This window comes from Nocardia sp. JMUB6875, assembly GCF_041154655.1.
In the GTDB taxonomy this organism is placed as follows: domain Bacteria; phylum Actinomycetota; class Actinomycetes; order Mycobacteriales; family Mycobacteriaceae; genus Nocardia.
Genome location: NZ_BAAFGR010000040.1, coordinates 21,277 through 39,490, shown reverse-complemented (window position 1 = coordinate 39,490; position 18,214 = coordinate 21,277). Strand labels below are relative to the sequence as shown.

16 protein-coding genes are annotated in these 18,214 nt (G+C 69.4%); 4 read left to right on the top strand and 12 right to left on the bottom strand.

The features are described from left to right. Positions 1–3 precede the first annotated feature (3 nt). The 4 genes from ACAM49_RS12940 to ACAM49_RS12925 are packed head-to-tail and all read right to left on the bottom strand — an operon-like array spanning position 4 to position 6,492. Complete coding sequence (locus ACAM49_RS12940) at positions 4–2,013, bottom strand: biotin carboxylase N-terminal domain-containing protein (RefSeq protein WP_369635716.1); 2,010 nt, start codon at positions 2,011–2,013, stop codon at positions 4–6. Positions 2,014–2,021: 8 nt separating this feature from the next. Then, on the bottom strand, positions 2,022–3,626 hold the full coding sequence (locus tag ACAM49_RS12935; RefSeq protein ID WP_369635715.1) for an acyl-CoA carboxylase subunit beta: 1,605 nt from the start codon (positions 3,624–3,626) through the stop codon (positions 2,022–2,024). Continuing rightward, positions 3,623–4,771 carry an acyl-CoA dehydrogenase family protein gene (locus tag ACAM49_RS12930; RefSeq protein WP_369635732.1) on the bottom strand — a complete coding sequence of 383 codons (1,149 nt, stop codon included), beginning with the start codon at positions 4,769–4,771 and terminating at the stop codon, positions 3,623–3,625. The genes ACAM49_RS12935 and ACAM49_RS12930 overlap by 4 nt, the downstream gene beginning before the upstream one ends. 5 nt (positions 4,772–4,776) lie before the next feature. Next, positions 4,777–6,492, bottom strand: a complete 1,716-nt coding sequence (locus ACAM49_RS12925) for an acyclic terpene utilization AtuA family protein (protein ID WP_369635714.1) — start codon at positions 6,490–6,492, stop codon at positions 4,777–4,779. Positions 6,493–6,674: 182 nt separating this feature from the next. Between ACAM49_RS12925 and ACAM49_RS12920 the strand changes: the two genes are divergently transcribed. Next, positions 6,675–6,833 carry a hypothetical protein gene (locus ACAM49_RS12920; RefSeq protein ID WP_369635713.1) on the top strand — a complete coding sequence of 53 codons (159 nt, stop codon included), beginning with the start codon at positions 6,675–6,677 and terminating at the stop codon, positions 6,831–6,833. 27 nt (positions 6,834–6,860) lie between these two features. On the opposite strand, the gene ACAM49_RS12915 is transcribed toward ACAM49_RS12920, so the two are convergent. The 6 genes from ACAM49_RS12915 to thiO form a co-directional block, all read right to left on the bottom strand. Further along, a complete protein-coding gene (locus ACAM49_RS12915) occupies positions 6,861–7,637 on the bottom strand; it encodes an adenylate/guanylate cyclase domain-containing protein (protein WP_369635731.1) in 777 nt (258 codons plus the stop codon). A gap of 529 nt (positions 7,638–8,166) precedes the next feature. Next, the gene (locus ACAM49_RS12910) at positions 8,167–8,919 is read right to left on the bottom strand and encodes an ABC transporter permease (protein ID WP_369635712.1); all 753 of its coding nucleotides are present in this window, start codon (positions 8,917–8,919) and stop codon (positions 8,167–8,169) included. Continuing rightward, complete coding sequence (locus ACAM49_RS12905; protein ID WP_369635711.1) at positions 8,919–9,863, bottom strand: ABC transporter ATP-binding protein; 945 nt, start codon at positions 9,861–9,863, stop codon at positions 8,919–8,921. The genes ACAM49_RS12910 and ACAM49_RS12905 overlap by 1 nt, the downstream gene beginning before the upstream one ends. Positions 9,864–9,962: 99 nt before the next feature. Then, a complete protein-coding gene (locus ACAM49_RS12900; protein WP_369635710.1) occupies positions 9,963–10,736 on the bottom strand; it encodes a thiazole synthase in 774 nt (257 codons plus the stop codon). Then, positions 10,729–10,938 carry a sulfur carrier protein ThiS gene (gene thiS / locus ACAM49_RS12895; protein WP_369635709.1) on the bottom strand — a complete coding sequence of 70 codons (210 nt, stop codon included), beginning with the start codon at positions 10,936–10,938 and terminating at the stop codon, positions 10,729–10,731. The genes ACAM49_RS12900 and thiS overlap by 8 nt, the downstream gene beginning before the upstream one ends. Beyond that, positions 10,935–12,032 (bottom strand): glycine oxidase ThiO, encoded by a 1,098-nt coding sequence (gene thiO, locus ACAM49_RS12890; protein WP_369635708.1) that lies wholly within the window; start codon positions 12,030–12,032, stop codon positions 10,935–10,937. Before thiO ends, thiS begins: the two co-directional genes overlap by 4 nt. Positions 12,033–12,184: 152 nt before the next feature. On the opposite strand from thiO, the gene thiE reads away from it, so the two are divergent. Beyond that, positions 12,185–12,886, top strand: a complete 702-nt coding sequence (thiE, locus tag ACAM49_RS12885; RefSeq protein ID WP_369635707.1) for a thiamine phosphate synthase — start codon at positions 12,185–12,187, stop codon at positions 12,884–12,886. Between the two features lie 12 nt (positions 12,887–12,898). Here thiE and ACAM49_RS12880 read toward each other — a convergent pair whose 3' ends face one another. Both ACAM49_RS12880 and ACAM49_RS12875 read right to left on the bottom strand, forming a co-directional pair. Beyond that, a complete protein-coding gene (locus ACAM49_RS12880; protein ID WP_369635706.1) occupies positions 12,899–15,079 on the bottom strand; it encodes a molybdopterin-dependent oxidoreductase in 2,181 nt (726 codons plus the stop codon). A gap of 4 nt (positions 15,080–15,083) precedes the next feature. Next, entirely contained in the window at positions 15,084–15,767 is a 684-nt protein-coding gene (locus tag ACAM49_RS12875; protein WP_369635705.1) for an NUDIX domain-containing protein, read from the bottom strand. A 133-nt stretch (positions 15,768–15,900) separates the two neighbouring features. Here ACAM49_RS12875 and ACAM49_RS12870 point away from each other — a divergent pair, with 133 nt between their 5' ends. Next, positions 15,901–17,232 (top strand): hypothetical protein, encoded by a 1,332-nt coding sequence (locus ACAM49_RS12870; RefSeq protein WP_369635704.1) that lies wholly within the window; start codon positions 15,901–15,903, stop codon positions 17,230–17,232. Continuing rightward, entirely contained in the window at positions 17,229–18,212 is a 984-nt protein-coding gene (locus tag ACAM49_RS12865) for a glutamate ABC transporter substrate-binding protein (protein ID WP_369635703.1), read from the top strand. The genes ACAM49_RS12870 and ACAM49_RS12865 overlap by 4 nt, the downstream gene beginning before the upstream one ends. Positions 18,213–18,214: the final 2 nt, after the last annotated feature.

Here is an 18,214-nt window from a genome sequence, read left to right as displayed (position 1 = left end):
TGCCTACTCCTGCTCTTCGCTCTGCGCGGTGGCTTCTTCGCTGTGCACGATGGCCAAAACTGCGCCGACCTCGACCTGCTGGCCGGCGGAAACGTTCAATTCGGCGAGGACGCCCGCGGCGGGCGCGGCAATGGTGTGCTCCATCTTCATCGCCTCCAGCCACAGGATCGGCTGGCCCTTCTCGACCCGATCGCCGACCGCCGCGCCCAGGCGGATGACCGCGCCCGGCATCGGGGCCAGCAGCGAACCCTCCGCCACCTGGTCGGCCGGATCCTCGAAGCGCGGCAGGCGACGCACGGCCACCGGGCCGAGCGGGGAGTCGACCGCCACCAGGTCGCCGTAGCGGGCGATCTCGAAGCGGCGGCGCACCGGACCGCGTTCGCCGGGCACCTGGAGAATCACCAGATCCGGTGTGGCCTCGACCAATTCGAGCCCGTCCCGGCCCTCGACCTCGAGTCCGGCGCGGGTGAGGCGGTAGCGCACCTCGTGCTTGCCGGTCAGCCGGGATTCGTAGGATTTGGACTGCGGCTGCGACGGCAGATTGCGCCAGCCGCTGGGCAGGCCGCGGCCGATCCGGGCCGACTGCCGATTGGCGGCGGCGTCGGACAGCGCGGCCGCGACGATCGCCAGCTTCTCGTCGTCCTCGGACACCAGTGGGGCGGAGAGATTTTCGAGATCGTGCGTCGCGAAGAACGCGGTATCGGTGTCGCCCGCCAGGAACGCCGGATGCCGCAGCACCCGCACCAGCAGATCGCGGTTGGTGACCAGGCCGTGAATGTTGGCCCGCTGCAACGCGCTCGCCAGCAGGTGCGCGGCCTCGTCGCGGGTGTCGGCGAAGGAGATGACCTTCGACAGCATCGGGTCGTAGTGCACCCCGACCACCGAACCGTCCACCACACCGGTGTCCAGGCGCACACCCGGCTCGGTCAGCACGGTGAATTCGCCCAGGGTGCCCGGGATGTCGAGCTTGTGCACCGGACCGGACTGCGGCTGCCAGTCGTGCGCGGGATCCTCGGCGTACAGCCGCACCTCGATGGAGTGGCCGCGCATCTCCGGCTGCCGCGCGGGCAGCGGGCGACCGGCCGCGACCTGCAACTGCAGGCGCACCAGATCCAGGCCGGTGACCTGCTCGGTGACCGGATGTTCCACCTGCAGACGGGTATTCATCTCCAGGAAGAAGAAGTCGCCCTTCTCGTCGGCCAGGAATTCGACGGTGCCAGCACCCTCGTAACCGATGGCCTCCGACGCCAGCCGGGCCGCCTCGAACAGCCGCGCCCGCATCCCGTCGATCTTCTCGACCAGCGGCGACGGAGCCTCCTCGACCACCTTCTGATGGCGGCGCTGAATCGAGCACTCGCGCTCGCCGACCGCCCACACCGTCCCGTGGGTGTCGGCCATGACCTGCACCTCGATGTGGCGGCCGGTCTCCAGGTAGCGCTCGCAGAACACGGTCGGATCGCCGAAGGCGGACTGGGCTTCCCGCTGCGCGGCCTCGATCTGATCGTTCAGATCCGCGACATCGCGCACCACGCGCATGCCGCGACCGCCACCACCGGCGGACGCCTTGATCAGCACCGGCAGCATGTCGGCGGTGACCTCGGCCGGGTCCAGTTGCTTCAAGACGGGAACTCCGGCGGCGTCCATCATCTTCTTGGACTCGACCTTGGAGCCCATCTGCTCGATGGCCGCGACCGGCGGGCCGATCCAGGTGAGTCCGGCGGCCTGCACGGCCTGTGCGAATTCGGCGTTCTCGGAAAGGAATCCGTAACCGGGGTGGATGGCGTCGGCACCGGCGGCCAGCGCGGCCTCGATGATCAACTCGCCGCGCAGGTAGGTCTCACCGGGGGTATTGCCGGGCAGGCGGATCGCCGCATCGGCCTCGGCCACGTGCGGAGCGTTCGCGTCGGCATCCGAATAGACCGCGGTGGTCGCGATGCCCATGCGACGGCAGGTGGCGAAAACCCGTCGCGCGATCTCGCCACGGTTGGCGACCAGAACGTTGGTGATGCTCATATCGGGCCTCACATCCGGAAGACGCCGAAGCCCTCGGCGCCCTTGATCGGGGCATTGTGAATGGCGGACAAGGCCATTCCCAATACCGTGCGGGTGTCGCGGGGATCGATGACGCCGTCGTCGTAGAGGCGGCCCGACATGAACATGGGCAGCGATTCGGCCTCGATCTGCGCCTCGATCATGGCGCGCAGCCCGGCGTCCTGCTCCTCGTTGAACGGGATGCCGCGCGCCTCGTTGGCGGCCCGGCCCACGATGGAGATGACACCCGCCAGCTGCGCACCGCCCATGACGGCGGATTTCGCACTGGGCCAGGCGAAGACGAAGCGCGGATCGTAGGCGCGACCGCACATGCCGTAGTGCCCGGCGCCGTAGGAGGCGCCCATGAGCAGCGAGATGTGCGGGACCTTCGAGTTCGAGACCGCGTTGATCATCATCGCGCCGTGCTTGATGATGCCCTTCTGCTCGTACTCCTTGCCGACCATGTAGCCGGTGGTGTTGTGCAGGAACAGCAGTGGCGTGTTCTTCTGGTTGGCCAGCTGAATGAACTGCGCGGCCTTCTGCGCTTCCTCGGAGAACAGCACGCCGCGCGCGTTGGCGAGGATGCCGACCGGATACCCGTGCAGCTCCGCCCATCCCGTGACCAGGCTGGAACCGTAGAGCGGCTTGAACTCGTCGAAGTCGGAGCCGTCCACCACGCGGGCGATGACCTCGCGCGGATCGAACGGGATCTTGAGATCGCCCGGCACGATGCCGAGCAGCTCCTCCTGGTCGTAGAGCGGCTCGATGACCTGATCGACCGGACGCGCCGCCGGACCCTGCTTCTGCCAGTTCAGGCGCTTGACGATGGACCGGCCCAGCCGGATCGCGTCCTGCTCGTCCACGGCCAGGTAATCCGCCAAACCCGATACCCGAGCGTGCATTTCGGCACCACCCAGCGACTCGTCGTCGGATTCCTCACCGGTGGCCATCTTCACCAGCGGCGGCCCGCCCAGGAACACCTTGGAGCGCTCCTTGATCATGACCGTGTAGTCCGACATGCCCGGGATGTACGCGCCACCGGCGGTCGAATTGCCGAAAACCAGTGCGATGGTGGGGATTCCGGCCGCCGAGAGCCGGGTCAGGTCCCGGAACATGCGCCCGCCGGGAACGAAGACCTCTTTCTGCGTCGGCAGATCCGCGCCGCCCGACTCCACCAGCCCGATCACCGGCAGCCGGTTCTCCAGCGCGATGTCGTTCATGCGCAGGTTCTTCCGCAGCGTCCACGGATTCGAGGTGCCGCCGCGCACGGTCGGATCCGGCGCCACGATCATGCACTCGACGCCCTCGACAATGCCGATGCCCGCGATCACGCTCGCGCCCACGTGGAAGTCGCTGCCCCAGGCGGCCAGCGGGGCCAGCTCCAGGAACGGCGAATCCTCGTCGATGAGCAGCTCGATGCGCTCGCGCGCGGTCAGCTTGCCGCGCTTGCGATGCCGCGCCATCTTGTCCGGGCCGCCGCCCGCGATGTTCTTGGCGTACTCGGCCTCCACCTCGGCGAGCTTGCCGGTCATGGCCTCGGCGGCGGCCTGATAGTCCGCCGAATTCGGGTCTACGGAAGTGCGCAGAATACTCAAGACTGGAACCCCAATCGCTTGGCCGCGAGGCTGGTCAGGATCTCGTTGGTGCCGCCGCCGATGCCCAGGATTCGGACATCCCGGTAATGGCGTTCGACCTCGGACTCACGCATGTAGCCGAGGCCGCCGAAGAGCTGCACGGCCTGGTGCGCGACCCATTCGGCCGTTTCTACGGCGGTGTTCTTGGCGAAGCAGACCTCGGCGATCAGATCGGTCTCCCCGTGCGCGGCGCGCTCCACCACATGATGGGTGTAGACGCGGGCGACATCTATGCGACGCGCCATCTCGGACAGGGTGTTCTGCACGGCCTGGCGGCTGATCAGCGGGCGGCCGAAGGTCTCGCGATCCCGGCACCACTGCAGCGTCAGGTCCAGGCAGCGCTGCGCGTGCCCGTACGCCTGCGCGGCCAGACCCACCCGCTCGCTCACGAAAGCCTGTGCGATCTGGGAGAATCCGGAGTTCTCCGGGCCGACCAGATTCGAAACCGGCACCCGCACATCCACATACGACAGCTCGGCGGTATCGGAGGCCAGCCAGCCCATCTTCTCCAGCTTGCGGCTGACCGTGAATCCGGGCGTGCCCTTCTCCACCACCAGCAGCGAAACACCGGCCGCGCCGGAGCCACCCGTGCGCACGGCGGTCACCACGTAGTCGGCGCGCACGCCCGAGGTGATGAAGGTCTTGGCTCCGTTCACGATGAACTCGTCGCCATCCCGCACCGCGCTGGTGCGCAGATGCCCGACATCCGACCCGCCGCCCGGCTCGGTAATGGCCAGCGAACCGATCTTCTCCCCCGCCAGCGTCGGCTTCACCCAGCGCTCGATGTGCTCGGGATTCCCGGACGCGACGATGTGCGGCACCGCGATCCCGCACGTGAACAGCGAGGCGAACAGCCCGCCCGAGCAGCCCGCGTAGTGCATCTCCTCGCACACGATGGCCGCGTCGATGCCGTCGCCGCCGGAACCGCCCACGGCTTCGGGGAATTGGATGCCCAGCAGTCCCAGCGCGCCCGCCTTCTTGTGCAGATCGCGCGGGATCTCCCCCGCCCGCTCCCACTCGTCGAGGTACGGCAGCACCTCGCGTTCGGCGAAACCGCGCACGGTGGCGCGTAATTCGCGTCGCTCCGGCGTGCTCCAGGGATTCACATAGCTCATGGCAGCAACTCCACAGGAATTTCGATGTGCCGGGCCCGCAGCCATTCCCCGAGCCCCTTGGCCTGCGGATCGAAGCGCGCCTGATAGGCCACGCCCTCCCCGAGCAGACCCTCGACAATGAAGTTCAGCGCCCGCAGCTTCGGCAGCACGTGCCGGGTGACGGGCAGTTTGGCGGTCTCGGGCAGCAGCAGGCGCAGCTCGTCGACGGTCAGCGCGTGCACCAGCCAGCGCCACTGCTCGTCGGTGCGCACCCAGACGCCGATATTGGCGTTGCCGCCCTTGTCGCCGCTGCGGGCCAGCGCGATGGTGCCCAGCGGCACCCGCTTGGTCTCGCCCACCGGAAGCGGCTGCGGCAGTAGCGGTTCCGCGACCTCGGCCAATTCCAGCGTCTCGGCGGCGGGCACGATGTCGGCCTCGTCGCCGTTCGGCAGGACGACCTTGTGCGGGACCAGGGCCGAATCCACGTAGCCCGGCTTGAAAACGCCGTACGGGCCGCCGTTTCCGGGCGGCGAGGTCAGCGAGAAGCCCGCGTAGCTGGCCAGCGCCAATTCCACCGCGACACTCGAGAAGGCGCGCCCCACCTTGTTCGGATCGGGATCGCGCACCACACACCGCAACAGCGCGCTGGCCTGCTCCTCGGTCTCGGCGTCCGGCCGATCCAGCCGGGCCAGGGTCCAGTCCAGTTCGGCGGGCCGCTGCGGCAGCCAGGACTCCAGCTGTCGCTGCGCCAGTGCGGCTTTGGCCTCGATATCCAGGCCGGTGAGGATGAATTCCATCTCGTTGCGGAAGCCGCCGATGGTATTGATCGACACCTTGGTGCGCGGCGGCGGCGCCTCACCGGTGACCCCGCTGATCAGCACCCGATCCGGGCCCTGCTGGCTCACCTCGATGGTGTCCAGGCGCGTGGTCACATCCGGGCCCGCGTAGCGCGCGCCCTGAATCTCGTACATGAGCTGGGCTTTCACCGTGTCCACGGTGACCGCGCCGCCGGTGCCCGCGTGCTTGGTGATCACACTGCTGCCGTCGCGCCGCACCTCGGCGATCGGGAAGCCCGGCCGGCCCATATCGGCGATCTCGGTGAAGAAGGCATAGTTGCCGCCGGTGGCCTGCGTGCTGCACTCGATCACGTGCCCCGCCACCACGGCCCCGGCCAGCGCGTCGTAATCGGTTCGGCCCCAGCCGAAGTGCGCGGCGGCCGGTCCCACCACCAGCGAGGCGTCGGTGACGCGCCCGGTCACCACGATGTCCGCGCCCGCGTTCAGCCCCGCGGCGATGCCCCACGCGCCCAGGTAGGCATTGGCCGTGAGCGGCGTGCCCAGCCCGAGCTCGGCGGCCCGCGGCAGCAGATCGTCACCGGTCACATACGCGACTTCCGGTGCCAGGCCCAGCTTTTCGGCCACCTCGGAAATGCGCCGCGCCAGCCCCGCGGGATTCAGCCCGCCCGCGTTCACGACGATCTTCACGCCCTGGTCGAGAGCGAGCCCGAGACTGCTCTCCAACTGCTTCACAAAGGTCTTGGCGTACCCGAGATTCGGATCCTTCATGCGATCCCGCCCCAGGATCAGCATGGTGAGCTCGGCCAGATAGTCCCCGGTCAATACGTCGAGCTGCCCGCCCTCGAGCATCTCCCGCATGGCGCTCGATCGATCGCCGTAGAACCCGGAACAGTTGCCGATCCGGATGACATCCGGAGTGTCGGCGAGCTGACTCATGAAGGGCCTCCTGTGCACACCCACTCTTGTCATGGGCGCAGCCGGCGCAGCCTCGGCGCTGCGGTCGGTTACAGGGTCACATCCACCCCCGAAAAAAGCAAGCCCGCGTGCTTGTTATTTGGAAGAATCCCAGGTGGGGACCGGTGCCCGGTGTCGCGGCAACTGTCAGGCAGACTGATCGCGTGTCCACAGACGTCACCGCGATCGTGCTGCTCGCCCTCGCCGGATTCCTGCTCGGCGGGGCCTATTCGCTGTTCAAGAACTCGCGCCCGGTAGCCATCGCGCTCGGCGCCTGCGGCGTCCTCGCGGCGGTGGGCGCGATTCTCTACATGACGAGCTGACCGTCAGGGGGCTTCCCCTGAAACCCCTTATTCCGCTTCGAGGCGGAAGATTCGCAGATCCTCCGGCACACCGCTCAACGGCGCCGCGAAGAAGCTGCGGCGGTAGGGCTTGATGCCCAGGCCGAGTTCCTCGAGGGTCTCCGGCTTCAGCGCGTCCAGCGTCGCGCCCGAGAGCATGGTGTTGCCATTGCCGCCCGCCTCCATCACGCGCGCGGCGATATTCACGTCGATGCCGAGCCAGTCGCCGCCGATCTCGCGCGGGCTGCCGGTGTGCATGCCCAGGCGCATCTGCGGACGATAGCCGTCCACCGACACCGCCGTCAGATTCTCCTTGGCGGCCACCGCGGCCCGCACCGCGCGATCCGCGGACGGGAAGATGGCCATCACACCGTCGCCCATGCGCTTGACCACCTGGCCGCCGCGATCCACGATCGGCGGCTCGATGGCCTTGGCCACCCGGCGCAGCAGATCCAGCGTCACCTCGTCGCCGACCGTCAGCGACCAGCTCGAGAACGCCACCAGATCGGTGAACATGATGGTGATCTCCTGCGCGCCGCGGCCCTTGCCGACCCGCTCCAGCATGGCCTGCCAGACCTGCATGGCGCCCAGCCCCAATTCGCGTGCGGCACTGGGCGAATCGCCGACCAGCTTGTCCGCCGCGCGGGCCACCGCGCGCACCCCGCCGGGACCGGAGATGGACAGCGGGTCACCGAAGGCGGGATCGCCGGGCAGGTTCTCGCGGGCCTTGCGGATGACGCCGATGATGTCGCCGCGCTGATTGGCGGCATTGACCAGGGCCGAGATCTGACCGGGAAAGCGGCCGCGACGGCGGGGCTGGCCCGCGGAATCGTCGCTGTCCTCGGAGAGTTCGGCGGGGATCAGGGGGATGACCACATCCGGGTCGATGCGGGGTTCCCGCGCCCGGCTGCCGGCCGCGTCCCGCGACCGGTTGCGATCGGTTCCCAGTCCGTCCGTGCGGTTCGCGTCGTTGGCGCGTTCACCGCCGTCGGAGGGTCGTTCGCTCACGCCCAGAGCGTATCCCAGCGCTCCGTCATGGGATGGATTAATGATTGCCACCTGACACCTCCCGATCGGTGCTAGCGGCCACTTCGTTGGACCCGCCGATGTTTGAGTGTTTTGGTTGCTGAGGCGATGCTACAGACCATCAGGTCCGGTGACCAGAAGAATCCGGCCGGACGGGAAAGTTCTCACACAGCCTTAACCCCCTGCTCGAGAATTACATCGGCCCGATACGGAAATCCGTATCGGGCCGATGCGTGCCGCCGGGCCGGGCAGTGGCCGGCGGCTCCCCGGGCAGGGTCTCTGCGACGCGTTACGCGTCGCGCTTATTTACCACGAATATCGCCGCCCCGAAGATCAATCCGACGAAGATCGCGAAGTAGATCAGGCTCCCCCACGCGCCCCAGTGCCAGTTCCCCGAGACATCTCCCATGGTGAAGAATCGCTGCGCGTTGTGAAAAGGCAACAGTGGGCCCACATTGCGGCCGAAACTGCCGAACGAGCTCAGCAGGGTCTCGATGATGAGCGGCCACAGCAGCAGGATGGAGATCGCGGCCGCGGACTGGCGCACCAGCACACCTACAGCTATCGCCAGCACGGCGCACAGCAGGGCGTAGACCGGCACCCCGATCAGGGCTCGCCACTCCTCGGAGGTCGACAGTTCCAGGCCGGGTCCGGAGCCGTAGATGGCACGGAAGAGCACATAGGCGAGCACGCTCAGCACCGCGGTCAGCACGGTGGCGTACACCGCCAGCAGGATCGATTTGGCCGTGATGACCCGGGTGCGGTTCGGCGTGGCCAGGAAGGACGTGCGGATGACGCCGAAGCGGTACTCGCTGGTCACCGACAGCGTCGCCATGATCATCAGGACCAGCACGCCGAAACCGCTCACCCCCGACACCGCGTCGGAGACGGTGTAGACGTGGGTGTGCTCGCCCTTGGCCGAGCGCGCCACCGCCGCCGCCAGCACCGCCAGGCCGATGCCCAGCACCACCACGATGGCCGAGCACCACCACGGCGAACGGGTCGAGGTGAGCTTGATACGTTCCGCGGTCAGCACTCCCATCAGAGCGCACCTCCCATAACCTGATCGAAGCCTTCGCCGTGGTACTGCACCGCGCCTCCGGTCATGCGCATGAACGCCTCCTCCAGCGAGGCGCGCTGCGGGGAGAGCTCGTAGAGCGTGATGTCGTTGGCGCCGGCCAGTTTTCCGACCGCGTCACTGGTGACACCGGCCACGACCAGGGCCGGGCCGTCGGATTCCGCGCCGTCCTCGCGCACGGTCATGCCGTTGGAGGTGAGCAGGCTGCGCAGCTGATCCAGCTGCGGACTGCGCACGCGCACAGACTGTTCCGACGCCTTCTCGATGAAATCCTTTGTGGTGGTGTCGGCGATGAGCTTGCCCCGGCCGATCACCACGAGATGTTCGGCGGTCTGCGCCATTTCGCTGAGCAGGTGGCTCGACACCAGCACGGTGCGGCCCTCGGCGGCCAGCCGCTGCATGAAGCGGCGGATCCACAGGATGCCCTCGGGATCCAGGCCGTTCACGGGTTCGTCGAACAGCAGCACCTGCGGATCGCCGAGCAGGGCCCCGGCCAGGCCGAGCCGCTGCGACATGCCCAGGGAGAAGCCGCCCGCGCTCTTGCCGGCCACCTCGGTGAGGCCGACCAGGCGCAGCACCTCCTCGACCCGGGACTGCGGAATGTCATTGGAGGCGGCCATCCAGCGCAGATGCGAGCGCGCGGAACGATTGGGGTGCACCCATTTCGCGTCCAGCAGCGCGCCGACGGTTTCGAGGGGCTTCTTCAGCTCCTGGTACGGCTTGCCATTGATGAGCGCGGTCCCGGAGGTCGGTGTGTCCAGCCCCAGGATCATGCGCATGGTGGTCGACTTGCCCGCCCCGTTCGGGCCGAGGAAGCCGGTCACCTGCCCCGGTTGAACCGTGAAGGACAGATCCGACACCGCAACCGTCTGGCCGTAGTGCTTGGTCAGACCTCTCAGTTCGATCATGACGACCAGTCTTCCCCACAATCGGAGCGCGCACTATCGCTATTTGGTCGCGCGTCGCTCATCCTCAGGGATGACTACGGCCCGGAGCGGACCCCGGGTTCAGAATCCGGGGGAAGACGCCTGCGCCCAGAAACGCTTCGGGATGCGACCGGCCTCGCGGGCCAGCCAACCGCCCTCGACGGCGCGGGCCATGGCGGCGGCCATCAGCGCGGGCCGCCGGGCGCGGGTGACCGCGGTCGCCAAAAGCACGGCCGAGCAGCCGAGTTCCATGGCCAGGGCGGCATCGCTGGCGGTGCCGATGCCCGCGTCGAGGATCACCGGGACGCCCGCGGCGGCCACGATCATCTCGATATTGTGCGGATTGCCGATGCCCAGGCCGGTGCCGATGGGCGAGCCCAGCGGCATGACCGCGGCGCAGCCGATGTCCTCCAGGCGCTTGGCCAGGGTCGGGTCGTCGGTGGTGTAGGGCAGCACGGTGAAGCCGTCGTCCACCAATTGCTCGGCGGCGGCGACCAATTCGATGGCGTCGGGCAGCAGGGTGCGCTCGTCGGCGATGACTTCCAGCTTGACCCAATCGGTTTCGAGGGCCTCGCGGCCGAGCTGCGCGGTGAGCACGGCCTCGGCGGCGGTGCGGCAGCCGGCGGTATTGGGCAGCGGGGCGATCTCGAGGCGCTTGAGCAGGTCGAGCACGCCGGTGCCGCCCGCGGCGTCCACCCGGCGCATGGCGACCGTGGTGAGCTCGGTGCCCGAGGCGACCAGGGCCTCCTCCAGCACGGCCAGGTTCTCCGCGCCACCGGTGCCCATGATGAGCCGTGAACCGAATTCGCGGCCCGCGATGACCAGCGGCGTCACCGGGCTTGCGGGGCTAGCCACCCTGCACCGCCGTCAGCACCTCGATCTCCCAGCCGCGGCCGACCGGCTCGTCCCAGCGGGACTTGGGGAAGACCGCGCCGTCGATGGCCAGGGCCACGCCCTGACACGGCAGGTTCAGGCGTTCCATCATCTCGCGCACGGTGAGCGGCTCGGGGAACATGTGGTCCTGGCCGTTCACGGTCACGCCGACCGGAATCGTCATCGAACTCCTCCTGGGTGAAGCGGTGTAGCGGTAGCGGATTCGCGTGTGAACCGCGCCGGATGCGCGGACGCGGCCTCGGGCAGCTCGGCATCGGCGAGCAGGGCGAGGACGGCGTCGGCGGTGACGGGGGTGTCGAGAATGCCGTTGCGGCCGTGGCCCGCCGCCACGATCACGCGGTCGTCGAGATAGCCGATGAGCGGCAGATTGTCCGGCGAGCCGGGGCGGTGTCCCGCGATGGCCTCGGCGAATTCGTACTCGCCGATCCCGGGGAGCACGGCCTCGGCGTCGGTGACCAGGTCGCGGACGCCCGCCACGGTGACGGCATCGTCGAAGCCGACCTCGTATTGCGTTGCGCCCAGCACGATTCCGTCGCCGCGCGGGACCAGGTAGACCGGGCGGCCGTGCACGCGGGCGCGAATCACGCGCTTCGGCGGGGTGGGTGCGCTGGGGCGGCGGCGCAGGCGCAGGATTTCGCCCTTCACCGGGCGGATCGGCAGCCCGGGCCACAGCTGCGCGGCGGCGGCTCCGGTCGCGAGCACGATGCGGTCATGGGGCAAGTCGGCGAGGGATTCGACCCGTTCGGCGCGGAACTCGACTCCGGCTGCGGCACAGGCGGTTCGGAGCGCGCCGACCAGGGCGCGGTTGTCCACGGCCGGTTCGGTGGCCGCGAGGAGTCCGGCGCGGACGGCGCGGCCCAGGCCCGGTTCGGCTTCCCGCACCCCGGCGCGGTCCAGCACGCGCAGTTCGTGGCCGCGGGCGTTCACCCAGTCGGCGATGGTGCGCAGGTCCGCGGCGTCGGCGGCGTCGAGGGCGACGGTCAGGGTCTCGTCGGCGACGAAGACATCGGTGCCGGTGATCGCCTTCAGTTCGGCGGCGAAGCCGGGCCAGCGGGTCAGGGAGGCGGCGCCGAAGGCGAGGGCCTCGTCCTCGCCGGGCCAGCCCTCCGACAGGGGCGCGAGCATGCCGCCCGCCACCCAGGAGGATCCGGAGCCGACGGCCGGGTCGAAGAGGGTGACGGTAAAGCCAGCTCCGGCGGCCTTCCAGGCCGCCGACAGACCGATCACTCCGCCGCCGACGACGGCCACACTCCGCATTGACTCCACCTAACCCGACCCGGGACGTCCGGGACCTGCATATATACGTCTCGAAACGGGAAATTCACCGGGGGCGTCGCGCGGCGTCGAGCTCGAGGCGCTCCCACGGGTCGTTTCGACTCAACCACCGTAGCGCGACTACCGTCGAGGCTGTGCAACCCTCCCACCCGAACCGACCGGTATCCCCTCGGGAACGTCTCGCGACCGCACGCCTCTATCTGTGCACCGATGCCCGCCGCGACACCGGCGACCTCGCGCAGTTCGCCGAGGCCGCGCTGGCGGGTGGCGTCGACATCATCCAGCTGCGCGACAAGGGCTCGCGCGGGGAAAAGCAGTTCGGCCCGCTCGAGGCCAAGGCCGAACTGGGTGCGCTGGCCGAACTGAAGGCGGCCGCCCGCCGCCACGGCGCGCTGGTCGCCTGCAACGACCGCGCCGATATCGCGCTCGCCGCCGGAGTCGACGTGCTGCACCTGGGCCAGGGCGACCTGCCGCCCTGGTACGCGCGCCAGATCCTGGGCGGCGACGTGGTGCTGGGCCGCTCCACCAACAATCGCGCGCAGGCCGGGCTGGCCGCGGTGGACGAGCACATCGACTACTTCTGCACCGGCCCGGTCTACTCGACCCCGACCAAGCCGGGCCGCACGCCCGCGGGCCTGGAACTGGTTCGCTCGACCGCCGATTCGCACACCAAGCGGCCGTGGTTCGCCATCGGCGGCATCGACGACGAGCGCCTGCCCGAGGTGCTGGCCGCGGGTGCGACCCGAATCGTGGTGGTGCGGGCCATTACCGAGGCCGACGACCCAACGGCCGCGGCGCGGGCCATCAAGCAGCGGATCCTCGAGAACGACAACTGACCGGACCCCGCGTCAGGCGACGGGGTCCAGGCGGATCGGGATGCCGTTCAGGTTGGACATGCCCGCGAGGCGTTCCACATCGGCCAGATCCGTTGACATCAAATCGTTCACGTTCGCCCCGCCCGCGGCATTGGCGCGCTGCCAGCCGCCGCGGTGTCCCCAGCCGTGCGGGATGGCGACGGTGCCCTCGGTCATGTCCCCGGTGAGGCGGGCGGTCACCTCGATGGAACCGTGCGCCGAGGTGACGCGGCAGCGGTCGCCGTCCAGGATGCCCGCGGCCGCGGCGTCCTTCGGGTTGATGCGGGCGGCGTGCTCGCGGTCGCCGCGCATGAGCGGCTCGACATTGTGCATCCACGAGTTGTGGGACTTGAGCTCGCGCAGGCCGATGACGCGCAGCGGATAGGTGGGGTCGGCCGGGCGGTCGGTGAGGCCGCGCAGTTCGCCGATGATCTCGTCGGGATCCAGGTGCACGCGACCGCCCTTGTGCGCCACCACCTCTCGCAGCACGCCGGTGGTGATGCTGTCGGCCAGCACCACGCCGTGCGGGTGGCGGCGCAGCATGCGCAGGCTGAGACCGCCGCGGCGCAGGCCGAACAGGTCGCCGTACGGGCCGGTGCGCACGGCCATGTCCACCAGCAGTTGCGGCGTCGGCCGGGCGGGCAGGCGGGGCACGCGGCGGCGTAGCCCGCTCAGCAGGCGGCCGACCGGCCGGGCCGGTCCGGTCGCGAAGGGCTGCACGCCGATCCGGGTCGCGATGTCGTCGACGATCCGCCACTCCTCGCGGGCCTCGCCGTACGGTTCGACCACGCGCTCGGTGTACTGGGTGTACGGGGTCGGGGAGAGCGCGGTGAACGGCAGCGGAATGTCGTCGCGCTCCAGGAAAGTGGTGGCCGGGAGGATGTAGTCGGCCATCCGGTTGGTGTCGTTGACATAGATGTCGATGGAAACGAACAGGTCGAGTTGTTCCATGGCGGAAGCCAATTCGCGACCGTTCGGGACCGAGGAGACCGGATTGCCCGCCGAGGTGAACAGCGCGCGCAGGCGGCCCGGGCCGGGCGTGGTGATCTCCTTGGCCATGATGGCGGCCGGGAAGGTGCCCAGCACATCCGGGAAACCGCCGACGCGGGAACGGTTCTTGTCGTAGCCGACCAGGCCGAGGCGGGCGTTCAGCTTGGAGACCGCCACCAGCTCCTTGCCGAAGACGGAACCGCCCGGCCGGTCGAGGTTTCCGGTGACCAGGGTCAGCGCGTCGATGAGGAAGGCGACCAGGGTGGCGTGGCGGCCCAGGCAGGTGCCGGTGCGGCCGTAGACGGTGGCGGACTCCGCGCGCGCCAGATCCCGGGCGAGGGCACGCACCCGATCGGGTTCGAGACCGGTCATCTCGGCCGTCGCCTCCGGGGTGAATCGCGCTACGGCGTCGCGCAATTCGCGCGCCCCGGTGGCCTGGCGACGCAGCGCCTCGGTGTCCTCCAGGCCCTCGTCGAAGATGACCTGCAGCAACGCGGCCAGCAGCCAGGCATCGCCGTCCGCACGCACACCGACGTGCTCGAACAGCTTGGCCGTCTCGGTGTTTCGCGGATCGACCACCACCACGCGGCCGCCGCGCCTGGTGATGGCGGTGAGCTTGTCGCGCACCCGCGGCACGCTCATCGCACTGCCGTGTGAGACAAGCGGATTCGCGCCCAGCATGAGCAGGAAGTCGGTGCGGTCCAGGTCGGGCACCGGCACCGTGGTCAGCGAACCGTAGAGCAGTTGACTGGCGACGAACCGATTGTTGATGTCCTGGGAGCCCGCCGAATACACGTGCGTCAGCCCGGCGGCCATCTGGAAGCCCAGCATCCACAGGGTGTGTGAATAGGAGAACGAGGACGGATTGCCGAAATACCAGCCGAGGCTGCGAATTCCGTGCTCGTCGATGAGCCCGCGCAGCCGCTCGCCGATCTCGTCCAGCGCGGTATCCCAGGAGATCCGCTCGAACTCACCGGATGCCGTGCGCCGCAGCGGATACAGCACGCGGTCCGGATCGTTCTGGATCTCGGTGAAGGCGATGCCCTTGGGGCAGGCATTGCCGCGGGAGAGCGGATGCTCCTTGTCGGCGCGCAGCTGAATCAGCCTCCCGTCCTCGACGGTGGCGATCAGTCCGCACAGGGGCTCACAGATCCGGCAGTACGTGGGAAGCTCGCGCGTGCTCACGCCCTCAAGACAACACCTGGCCGGGAGTGAGGAACAACACATTTCCGGCCAATTCGGTCTGTTTCGGGCCGGATTCGGTCGCCGCCCCCGGGCAGATGCGGGCCGTGCGGCCGTTGCCGTCGCCATTGGAGTGCAGCCAGACGAAACCGCGCTCAGCCAGATCCAGGGTGCGCGGCAACGCGGCCGCCATCGCGCGGCGAGCCGGGATTCCGGCCAGGCTGACCCGGGCGGGGGTGGCGCGCAGGGACGGCCAGGCGGCGGCGAAGCCGGGATGCAGCGGCCGGTCCTCGACCTCGTCCTCGGGCACCCACACCAGATCCTGGCTCTCCATATTGCCGCGGGTCTCGAGCCGGTCCGCGGCATCGGCGATGACCGTGGTGTAGGTCCAGCCGCTGGGTGCGGTCGCCGTCACCCGGGAGCCGCGCACGCGAATCGAGCCGGGTGCGATGCCCGCCTCCTCCTCGGCCTCGCGGACCGCGGCGTGCACGGTGGTCTCGTGGGAATCGCGGGCGCCGCCGGGCAGTGCCCAGGTGCCGCCCTGATGGGTCCAGGCGGCCCGGTGATGCAGCAGGACGGCCGAGCCGCCGCCGATCAGCGGGGCGCGCAGCAACAATCCGGCAGCCCCGAAGCGACCCCATTGACGGGAGCCATCCGGGCTTTCCGCCCAACCGTCACCGTCACCACGCATCTTCGCAATCCCATCATCCGACCCCGCCGAGAACCGCCGCGGGGATTCCCGCGTCACGACGGAGGTACGTCCACAATAAGCTCATCCGGACGCAGCAAGTTGGTCGTTCGTTTTCGGTCAGTGGGAGGTGAGGATGGCTCGTACCGAGGAAGCGTTGGTGGCGGAGCCGTCCCCGAGCGCAGCCGCCGCGGCCTGGCGGGAACGCCTGGCTACCACGGAACTGCGCTCCTTCGCGCGCTCCTCGCCCGCCAAGCTGATCGCCGTCGGCCTGGTCCTGCTGAGCCTGTGCGTGGCCGCGGGCATCGTCACCGCCACCGCGGTGACCAACCGGCAACACGCCCTCGACGTGCTGCTCACCGAGTCCGAGCCGGACGCGTACTCGGCGCAGCGGCTCTACACCTCGCTGTCGGTGGCCGACGCCTCGGCCGGGACCGCCTTCATTTCCGGTGGGCTGGAACCCAAGCCGGTGCGCGACCGCTACAACCAGGCGGTCGGCGAGGCGGCCGCCGAACTGGTGACCCAGTCCAATCGCAGTGACGGGGACGCGGATACGCATCTGCGCAGCGGCATCGCCACCGGACTGCCGGTGTACGCGGGCATCGTGGAGACCGCGCGGGCCAACAATCGCGGCGGGCAGCCGGTGGGCGCGGCCTATCTGAGCGAGGGCTCCAACCTCATGCAGAAGACGCTGCTGCCGATGGCGCAGGAACTGCAGGAGCATCGGTCCGCGGCCATCACCGCCACCCAGCGCAATCACGTGCGGCCGCCGTGGCCCGCCATCCTGCTGCCGCTGATCGCGGTGGCCGCCCTGATCGCGGCGCAGCTGTTCCTGTTCCGGCGCTGGCACCGGGTGCTCAATCTGGGCCTGCTGCTGGCCACCGGGACCATGGTGGTGCTGCTGGCCTGGACGGTGGTGGCGGGCTTCATCTCCGCGGTGGACACCACCCACGCCCGCGACGACGGCAGCATTCCGACCGCCGCGCTCACCGAGAGCCGCATCCTGGCCCAGCAGGCCCGCACCGCCGAGACCCTCAAGCTGGTGCGCCGCGACACCAGCGCCGACTACGACCGCACCTACGACCAGGCCATCGGGAAATTGCGGAAGATCCTGTCCGGCTATGGATCCGACAAGCCCGGCGCGAACGACGTGAAGACCGCCGCGGCCGCCCTGGACCGCTGGCGGGCCGCGCATCAGCGCATGAACGACGCGCTGTCCAAGGGCGATTTCATCGGCGCGGCCGCGGTGGCCACCGGGCCCGGCGCGAACGAGGCCACCGCCCAGACCGACGCGCTGGACCGCGCCCTCGGCGACGGTATCGGCGACACCCGGAACATGCTGCGCGCCGACACCTCGCACGCCGCGCGCACCCTCGATCTGCTGGGGCCGGGCGCCCTGGTGCTGAGCACCGCGGCGGCCGTGCTGGTCGCCGCCGGACTCTGGCCGCGGCTGCGGGAGTACCGATGACCCGAAGACCGATCCGATCCCTCACCGTGGCGGGCCTATCCGCGGCGGTCCTGTTCACGGCCGCCTGCGGCGACGACGCCCCGCCGCCCGCTCCCTCGACCCGGGTGCCGAGCTATATCGAACCGCCGCTGCCCTCGGGAGCCGTTGCGGCGCAGACCCAGGCGACCCCGCCGCCCCCGCCGCCGGACTGCGGGGACGCCACCGCGAGCCTGCGGCCGAACGGAACCAGGAACGGGCCCGATATCGATGCCATCCGGGCGCGCGGGCGACTGTTGGTCGGGTTGGATCCGGGCAGCAATCTGTTCAGCTTCCGGGATCCGACCAGCGGCACGCTGGCGGGTTTCGACGTGGATATCGCCAAGGAGCTGGCCCGCGATCTGCTGGGCGATCCGGGCGCGATCGAGTACCGGATCCTGAGCTCGGCCGACCGCGAGAAGGCCCTGGTGGAGCACACCGTGGACGTCGTGGTGAAGACCATGACCATCAATTGCCAACGGCGGCAGACGGTTACCTTCTCCACCTCCTATCTGCAGGCGCATCAGCGGGTGCTGACCGTGCGCGACTCCGGGATCGCCGGGCTCACCGATCTGGCCGGACGGCGGGTGTGCGTGGCCAGCGGCACCACCTCGCTCGACCTGATCCGCCGCCAGCAGCCCGCCGCCTCCATCCTCACCGTGCCCAGCTGGGCCGACTGCCTGGTGGTGCTGCAGCAGCGGCAGGTGGACGCGGTCAGCACCGACGACACCGTGCTGGCCGGGCTCGCCGAACAGGATCCGGCCACCGAGGTGGTCGGGCCCAACCTGAGCACCGAGCAGTACGGCATCGGCATCTCCAAGGGCTCCGACGATCTGGTCCGCTTCGTGAACGGCACGCTGGAACGCATTCGCGCCGACGGCACCTGGAACCGGCTCTACCGGCGCTGGCTGTCCGCCGAGCTGGGTGACGCGGCCGTGCCACCGTCCCCGAGGTACCAGGACTGACG

Excerpts from the sequence above, each read along its gene's own strand:
- ACAM49_RS12940 (WP_369635716.1), bottom strand. The coding sequence starts at position 2,013 with ATGAGCATCACCAACGTTCTGGTCGCCAACCGTGGCGAGATCGCGCGA.
- ACAM49_RS12925 (WP_369635714.1), bottom strand. The coding sequence starts at position 6,492 with ATGAGTCAGCTCGCCGACACTCCGGATGTCATCCGGATCGGCAACTGT.
- ACAM49_RS12910 (WP_369635712.1), bottom strand. The coding sequence starts at position 8,919 with ATGGGAGTGCTGACCGCGGAACGTATCAAGCTCACCTCGACCCGTTCG.
- ACAM49_RS12905 (WP_369635711.1), bottom strand. The coding sequence starts at position 9,863 with ATGATCGAACTGAGAGGTCTGACCAAGCACTACGGCCAGACGGTTGCG.
- thiS (WP_369635709.1), bottom strand. The coding sequence starts at position 10,938 with ATGACGATTCCGGTCGGCGTGACCGTGAACGGCCAGGACCACATGTTC.
- thiO (WP_369635708.1), bottom strand. The coding sequence starts at position 12,032 with ATGCGGAGTGTGGCCGTCGTCGGCGGCGGAGTGATCGGTCTGTCGGCG.
- ACAM49_RS12875 (WP_369635705.1), bottom strand. The coding sequence starts at position 15,767 with ATGCGTGGTGACGGTGACGGTTGGGCGGAAAGCCCGGATGGCTCCCGT.
- ACAM49_RS12870 (WP_369635704.1), top strand. The coding sequence starts at position 15,901 with ATGGCTCGTACCGAGGAAGCGTTGGTGGCGGAGCCGTCCCCGAGCGCA.
- ACAM49_RS12865 (WP_369635703.1), top strand. The coding sequence starts at position 17,229 with ATGACCCGAAGACCGATCCGATCCCTCACCGTGGCGGGCCTATCCGCG.